Annotated in this window: 6 protein-coding genes; 1 reads left to right on the forward strand and 5 read right to left on the reverse strand. The window is 43.3% G+C overall.

What is annotated here, in order from left to right; all coding sequences use genetic code 11:
- Positions 1-48: 48 nt before the first annotated feature.
- The 3 genes from LOSG293_RS04965 to LOSG293_RS04975 all read right to left on the reverse strand — a co-directional run bounded on the left by LOSG293_RS04965 (position 49) and on the right by LOSG293_RS04975 (position 2360).
- Positions 49-1470, reverse strand: a complete 1422-nt coding sequence (locus LOSG293_RS04965; protein ID WP_034527751.1) for an NAD-dependent succinate-semialdehyde dehydrogenase — start codon at positions 1468-1470, stop codon at positions 49-51.
- A 126-nt stretch (positions 1471-1596) separates the two neighbouring features.
- The gene (locus LOSG293_RS04970) at positions 1597-1941 is read right to left on the reverse strand and encodes a carboxymuconolactone decarboxylase family protein (protein WP_034527753.1); all 345 of its coding nucleotides are present in this window, start codon (positions 1939-1941) and stop codon (positions 1597-1599) included.
- Positions 1941-2360 (reverse strand): cupin domain-containing protein, encoded by a 420-nt coding sequence (locus tag LOSG293_RS04975; RefSeq protein WP_034527755.1) that lies wholly within the window; start codon positions 2358-2360, stop codon positions 1941-1943. Before LOSG293_RS04975 ends, LOSG293_RS04970 begins: the two co-directional genes overlap by 1 nt.
- A 178-nt stretch (positions 2361-2538) precedes the next feature.
- Here LOSG293_RS04975 and LOSG293_RS04980 point away from each other — a divergent pair, with 178 nt between their 5' ends.
- The gene (locus LOSG293_RS04980) at positions 2539-3861 is read left to right on the forward strand and encodes a replication-associated recombination protein A (protein ID WP_034527757.1); all 1323 of its coding nucleotides are present in this window, start codon (positions 2539-2541) and stop codon (positions 3859-3861) included.
- Between the two features lie 63 nt (positions 3862-3924).
- On the opposite strand, the gene LOSG293_RS04985 is transcribed toward LOSG293_RS04980, so the two are convergent.
- Together LOSG293_RS04985 and LOSG293_RS04990 are read right to left on the reverse strand one after the other, a co-directional pair.
- Positions 3925-6384 carry a phosphoketolase family protein gene (locus tag LOSG293_RS04985; RefSeq protein ID WP_034527759.1) on the reverse strand — a complete coding sequence of 820 codons (2460 nt, stop codon included), beginning with the start codon at positions 6382-6384 and terminating at the stop codon, positions 3925-3927.
- 270 nt (positions 6385-6654) lie between these two features.
- On the reverse strand, positions 6655-7148 hold a 494-nt coding region (locus tag LOSG293_RS04990), incomplete at its 5' end, for an IS30 family transposase (protein ID WP_034527761.1).

Raw genomic sequence — 7148 nt, forward strand, 5'->3', positions numbered from 1 at the left:
CAAGATTAAAGGAGCTATCAAGTATTGATAGCTCCTTTATTATGCCATTTATTCCGGATCGGTTGCCACTAATCCACCTGCTAAGTTACTCATGTCAGGCGCATCGGCAGTCACGATTAATTGCTCATTAACGAAGGCGTTAATGCCAATTGCACTCATTTCACGGCCATAGCCAGATTCCTTCACACCACCAAATGGCAGCTCAGGTAGTGAAACCATGAAGTTATTTACAAAGACCATGCCGGTTTCAATCTGAGCAGCGACCTTTTCACCACGTTTTGGATTGCCACTAAAGACAATGCCACCAAGTCCGAGTTGTGAATCGTTGGCCAAATCAATAGCTTCTTGATCAGAGTGGACCTTGTAAACTTCAGCAACTGGACCAAACATTTCTTCTGAGTAAGCAGGATTATCTGGTTTGATATCCGTCAAAATGGTTGGTTGGAAGAATTGCCCTGGTAAGTCAATTGGCTCATTTCCGTAAACTAAAGTTGCCCCGCTGGCAATTGCTTCGTCAACTTGTGACTGGAGCTTATCCTTTGCCCGCTTTGTGTTCATTGGGGCAAGCGTTGTATTAGCTGCCATTGGATCACCTGGTTTGACGCTTGCAAAGTTCTCCTTTAGCTTGGCAACGAATTGATCGTAAAGGTTGTCCGCCACGATAAAACGCTTGGATGAAGTACATACTTGTCCGGCGTTATAGAGGCGTGCTCGCCAAGCAATCTCGGAGACCGTATCGATATCCGTATCGTCAAGCACGATAAAGGCATCCGTACCTCCTAATTCCATTGTGTTCTTCTTCAAGTTCTTGCCAGCTTCCGTCGCGACACTCCGACCGCCACGTTCAGAACCCGTCAAGGCCACTCCTTGAACACGAGGGTCAGCAATGATGTCGGAAACTTGGTCATAGTTAACAAATAGATTAATCAAACTGGCGTCAGGAGCACTCGATTGCTTCACTACATTTTCAAACGCAACCGCTGAACCGGGCGTATTTGAGGCGTGCTTCAAAATCATTGGGTTCCCTACCATAAAGTTAGGCGCGAAGACCCGCATGATTTGGTAATATGGGAAGTTCCATGGTTCAACCATCATTAAGACCCCAGTTGGGTGCTTAAGCACTTTTGCTGTTCCGGTGGCAATGGTATCGATTGTAGTAGGTTTCAACAAGTCTGCCCCGTGGTCAGCAAAGTAATCGGCGATAATGGCACAGAGTTCCACTTCACCCTTCGCTTCACGGAAAAGTTTTCCCATATCAGTAACCATGACTTCAGCCAAATGGTCGCTATCCTCACGCATTAAGCGCGCAATTTCATGCAACTGATCGGCCCGAGTTTCAGGACCTTCCAATTCCCATTGTTTAAAAAGCTTGTGGGTTGCTTGTAACGCATTTTCAACTTGTTCCGACGTTGCATCCGGATAAGTTTTGACGACTTCATTTGTAAAAGGGTTAACAGTTTTGTAAGCCATTTTCAAACCTCCAATTTTGATATACCAATTTCAGTAAGCGGTTTCATCATAACGTCATTTTTTACCGTCGTCAATCCTTAAGATTGTGAGGTTATTCCCTAATGTAGCAACAAAAAAGCGGTATCCCTAAAAAGAGACCCGCCGAAAAATCGTTTCAGATTCGTAAATTTTTTTAGCCAGACCAAATGCACTCCATGCTTTTGGCCAACCCGTGTAAAATGCCAAATGAGTAATCAATTCAACCATTTCATCCTTGGTCACCCCGTTTTGCTTAGCAATGTTCATATGAGCCTCTAATTGTGGTACACCTTGGGTCAATAAGCTAGCAACCGTAATCAAACTACGGTCACGACTTGAAAGCTTATCTTCTCTTGACCAAACTTCGCCGAATAAGACATCATCGTTTAATTCAGCAAATTTTGGGGCAAATTCTCCCAGGTTATCACGACCAGCCGTTTGCTTTTTAGCCATTAATCATTCGCCTCCAGTACTGCATATTCTTCATTGGAGATGGCTTCTAGCCATTCTGGCGTTCCTGCTGTAATCGCAATGTGAGAGAACCAGCTGCCCTTGGTTGCACCGTGCCAATGCTTTACACCATCATGAGTTACGATAACATCACCAGGTTTTAAGCGTTGTGCTGGCTTGCCTGCTTCTTGATACCAGCCTTCACCAGCCGTGACCAAAAGAATTTGGTAACCATCGTGATGAATGTGCCATTTATTTCGTGTGCCAGGTTCAAAAGTGACGTTTCCAACCCCCACGTTCACATCCGGGTCAGCAACCAAGCCTTGTAAATAGCTTTGGCCTACAAAATATTGAGCGTAAGCATCGTTCTTGTCGCCCATTGGGAAAATACCATTTTTAACTGTTTCTTCGTTCTTTGTCAATCAGATCAGTCCTTCCTATTACTATTGAGTCTAGGACTAAAACCAACGACCGTCTAATACTTAATTTTTATGACGTACTATAGGTTTAAAGCATAGAACCCGGGTTAAAGTTAATTAATGTAATTTATAGCCAAACTAGCTTAAAATAAGGGTAGTCAGTGAACTGAGGTGACAACTATTGAAACAAGAATCGCTTTTTGAAACGAATAAAATGAAAAATAGCCCCTTAGCTAATCGGGTGCGACCACTAACATTGGACGAATTTGCGGGCCAGGAAAATCTCATTGGTGCCGGTAAAGTTTTGCGGGAAATCATTGACGCTGATACCCTCCCGTCGATTATCTTCTGGGGTCCACCCGGCGTGGGAAAAACGACATTAGCCGAAATTATTGCTCATCAAACTAAGGCAACATTCATCACGTTTAGCGCGGTAACAAGCGGAATTAATGATATTCGAAAGATCATGAAGGAAGCCGAGAACAACCGAGAAATCGGACAGAAAACGGTGGTATTTGTTGATGAAATTCACCGATTTAATAAAGCCCAGCAAGACGCATTTTTGCCGTTCGTTGAGCGAGGCAGTATCATCCTGATTGGCGCAACGACTGAGAACTCATCGTTTGAAATCAACGCCGCCCTTCTTTCGCGGTGCAAAGTATTCGTGCTCCATTCACTTTCGTCGACTGATATTTTGAAAGTCCTGAAAAATGCCTTGAAGCATCCCAACGGCTTCCCAAACTTAAAAATTCAGATAGCCGATGATGCGCTGGCAACAATCGCTGAATTTGCCAACGGCGATGCCCGAATTGCACTGAATACACTAGAAATGGTGGTACTGAATGCCAACCAAGAGAATGGCGAAGTGTCCATTCAAACGGACGACTTAAGTCAACTCATTCAGACGCGATCATTGCGCTACGATAAGCATGGTGAGGAGCATTACAACATCATCTCTGCCCTACACAAATCGATGCGTAATAGCGACGTTGATGCTGCCATTTACTGGTTATCACGGATGCTGGATGGCGATGAAGATCCGCTGTACATTGCCCGACGATTAGTACGATTTGCTAGCGAAGATATTGGCGTTGCCGATACGCGGGCACTTGAACTAACCATTAATGTGTTTCAGGCGTGTCAGTTTTTGGGGATGCCCGAATGTGATGTCCATCTCACTGAAGCCGTCATTTACCTTTCCTTAGCACCCAAATCCAATTCAGTTTACGTTGCTCGGCAAAATGCCAAGAAGGACGTTAAGAAAACTGGTAATGAACCTGTACCACTTCAGATTCGTAATGCACCAACTAAACTCATGAGTGATTTGGATTATGGCAAAGACTACATTTATGCGCATAATACCGAGGATAAACTTACTTCTATGAAGACGATGCCGCCAGAACTTGAAGGCCATGAGTATTACTTCCCGACTTCTCAAGGGAACGAGGATCGTTTTAAACAACGCCTAGCACAAATTAAGCAATGGCATGAGAAAAATGATTAGGACGCAAAAAAGGTCAACCGGAAATCCGGTTGACCTTTTCATATTCAGCTTAGTGAGAACGAATTACTTCTTAAGAGCAGTCCATTTCCAGTCAGTGAATTCTTCAATATCGCGACCTTCGTCACGAGTGATCTTGAAGTGCTTTGCAAGAATAGCGTCCATCTTGTCATCGAATGCTTTTCCGTCGGCTTCTGAAACAACGCCTTCAGACATAAGAACTTGAACAGCGTCCTTAGCTTGGTGGAAACGATCCAATTCTGAGTAAACACGCATATCGTATGCAGTTGTGATATCACCATCTTCACGGTAACCGTGAACGTGGAGACCTAAGTGTTGACGTTCGTAGAACATTGATTCAATCAAGTCTTCGTAACCGTGGAATCCAAAGACAACTGGTGTGCCAGATTCACCGAAGAACTTAGTAAATTCTTCATCAGTTAATGCACGGTCTTCGTTAAGAGGGCCGTTCTTCTTTTGAAGACGGTTGATTTCAACAACGTTTACGTAACGCATCTTAACTTGTGGGAATGCTTCGTTAACTAAGTTAATAGCAGCGAATGCTTCGATTGTTGGTTCTACACCACTTGAAGCGAAGACAATATCTGCCTTTTCGCCTTCAGCAACAGTAGAAGCCCAGTCGATTGTCTTAAGACCCTTAGTAGCTAATTCTTCAGCTTCATCAACTGAGAACCATTGTTGACGAGGTTGCTTTGAAGCAACAACGTGGTTGATCTTTTGACGTTCGCCAAAGGCACGGTTAAAGACAGCAAGCAATGTGTTAGCGTCACCTGGAAGGTATTGGCGAATGAAGTCAGACTTCTTTTCAGCCAAGTGAGTCAACATACCTGGATCTTGGTGAGTGTAACCATTGTGGTCTTGTTGGAATACAGTTGAAGTAGAAATGAGGTTCAATGATGGGTAATCATTACGCCATTTTTGGTCAGCTGCTTGACGAATCCACTTGAAGTGTTGAGTGATCATTGAGTCCACTACACGAAGGAATGATTCGTATGAAGCGAAGATACCAGTACGACCAGTCAATGTGTAAGCTTCCAACCAACCTTCAGCTTGGTGTTCAGATAATTGAGCATCCAAGATACGGCCTTCTGGGGCTTCATGTTGGTCATATGGTTCTTTAACTTCTTCCATCCATTGACGGTTAGTAACCTTGAACATTTCCCATAGACGGTTTGACATAGTTTCGTCAGGGCCGAAGAAACGGAATGATGTTGGGTTTTGAGTAGCAACCTTAGCAAGGAAACCAGAAAGAACGTTCATATCCATGTTTTGGTTAGCATCAGCTAATTCAGTACCACGGTTTGAAGCGTCAATCTTGTTAGCAAAGTCCTTCCAGTTAGGGAGCTTCAAAGTTTCTGGCTTTTCGCCGCGGGCACGACCACCATTAGCAACTGGGTTCATTGCCATACGCTTGTCACCCTTAGGTGCGAAGTCAGCAACTTCAGCCTTCAATGAACCATCAGCATTGAAGAGTTCAGTAGGACGGTATGAGTTCATCCATTCTTCAAATTCTGGTAATTCTTTTAAGTTCTTTTGTGAAAGACCAAGTGGAACTTGGTGAGCACGGAATGAACCTTCAATTGGTTCGCCGGCTGGGTTGTGTGTAGGACCACCCCAACCCTTTGGTAAACGAGCGATGATTACTGGCCATGCAGCAATTTCACCGTCTTCGTAACGACCGTGTTCACGTGCGTCTCTTTGGATGTTTTGGATATCTTCAATAGCCTTATCGTAGACAGAAGCTGCCTTTTCGTGATAAGTCATGTAGTCATGGATGTCATCGTTTTCGATGAAACGTGGTGACCAGCCAAGACCTTCGAAGAATTTAGTGATTTCAGTGTCACTCATACGTGAGAAGATAGTTGGGTTAGAAATCTTGAAACCGTTAAGGTCAAGTGTTGGCAATACAGCACCGTCGTTCTTAGGGTTCAAGAACTTGATTGAGTGCCATGCAGTCATAGCAGGACCAGTTTCAACTTCACCATCACCAACAACCGTAAATGCAATTTGATCTGGGTTATCAAGAACTGCACCAGCTGCATGTGATAATGAGTAACCTAATTCTCCACCTTCATGAAGTGAACCAGGAGTTTGAGCAGTCATATGTGATCCAATTCCACCTGGGAATGAGAATCGCTTGTAAAGACGAGTCATACCTTCAAGATCTTGAGTAATCTCAGGATAGTCTTCAGTGTATGAACCATCTAAGTAAGAATTTGTAACCATAACTTGTCCACCGTGACCAGGGCCACCGATGTAGAACATGTTCAAACCGTACTTGTTGATCAAACGGTTAGCATGTGCGTACAAGAAAGTTTGGCCTGAGATAGTACCCCAGTGACCAATTGGTTTCACTTTAACATCGTCTGCTTTAAGTGGTGTGTTAGTAACTGAGAACAATGGGTTGCTCTTCAAGAAGATCATACCACCTGAAAGGTAGGTACTTGCGCGCCACCAAGCGTCGACTTTTTCCAAATATGCTTTGGAATCGTAATCTACTGCCATTAATTTTTACTCTCCTTCATTAACATGAATTGCTACCGAAGTAGCCTAAGTAACGATAACGTAAATCACTAAAATTATCAATTTACAATAACTATAATACTTCGTTTTTTCAAAAAGTCAACCTTTTTGACAATTGGACCGACCCAAAATTGTGAAACGCTAAAAGTTCCTTATTAATTCAAGCAACTTTCACCAAAAAACACTCAAACCGGAGTCTGAGTGTCACAATTTTATTTAAATGGCAGATTGCAAGAAATAACTTGAACAAATTTAGTAACGCAGATTACGCAAAAATATCTCAATCGGTGTTCGCCAATTTAAACATTTGAGTGGTCGGCAATTCAAATACCAGTTAATTTGAATCAATTCATCATCGGTAATCTCATCAATCGGTTGACCTTTGGGAATGAAGCGGCATAGTACTCGGTTGCGATTTTCATTACTGCCTCGTTCATGTGGCGAATAAGCGTGCGCAAAGTACAGCGGAACACCGGTCTGTTCTTCAATCAAACTGTAGTTGGCGAATTCTTTCCCATGGTCAACAGTAAGGGTCTTGAGATTATCTCCTAACTGGTTAGCCAATTCTAAAATAGCCTTGGTCATTGAAGTACTATCTCGTCCATTCAGCCGTTTAACGATGGTAAGCCGACTCTTACGATCGACAAACGTAGCTACTGCTTGACCTTTACGTTTTCCAGATAAAACTGTATCAGCTTCGAAGTGACCTGAAGTATTACGATCAGAAATTTCAGCTGGACGATCTT

The organism is Secundilactobacillus oryzae JCM 18671, from assembly GCF_000740055.1.
In the GTDB taxonomy this organism is placed as follows: Bacteria; Bacillota; Bacilli; order Lactobacillales; family Lactobacillaceae; genus Secundilactobacillus; species Secundilactobacillus oryzae.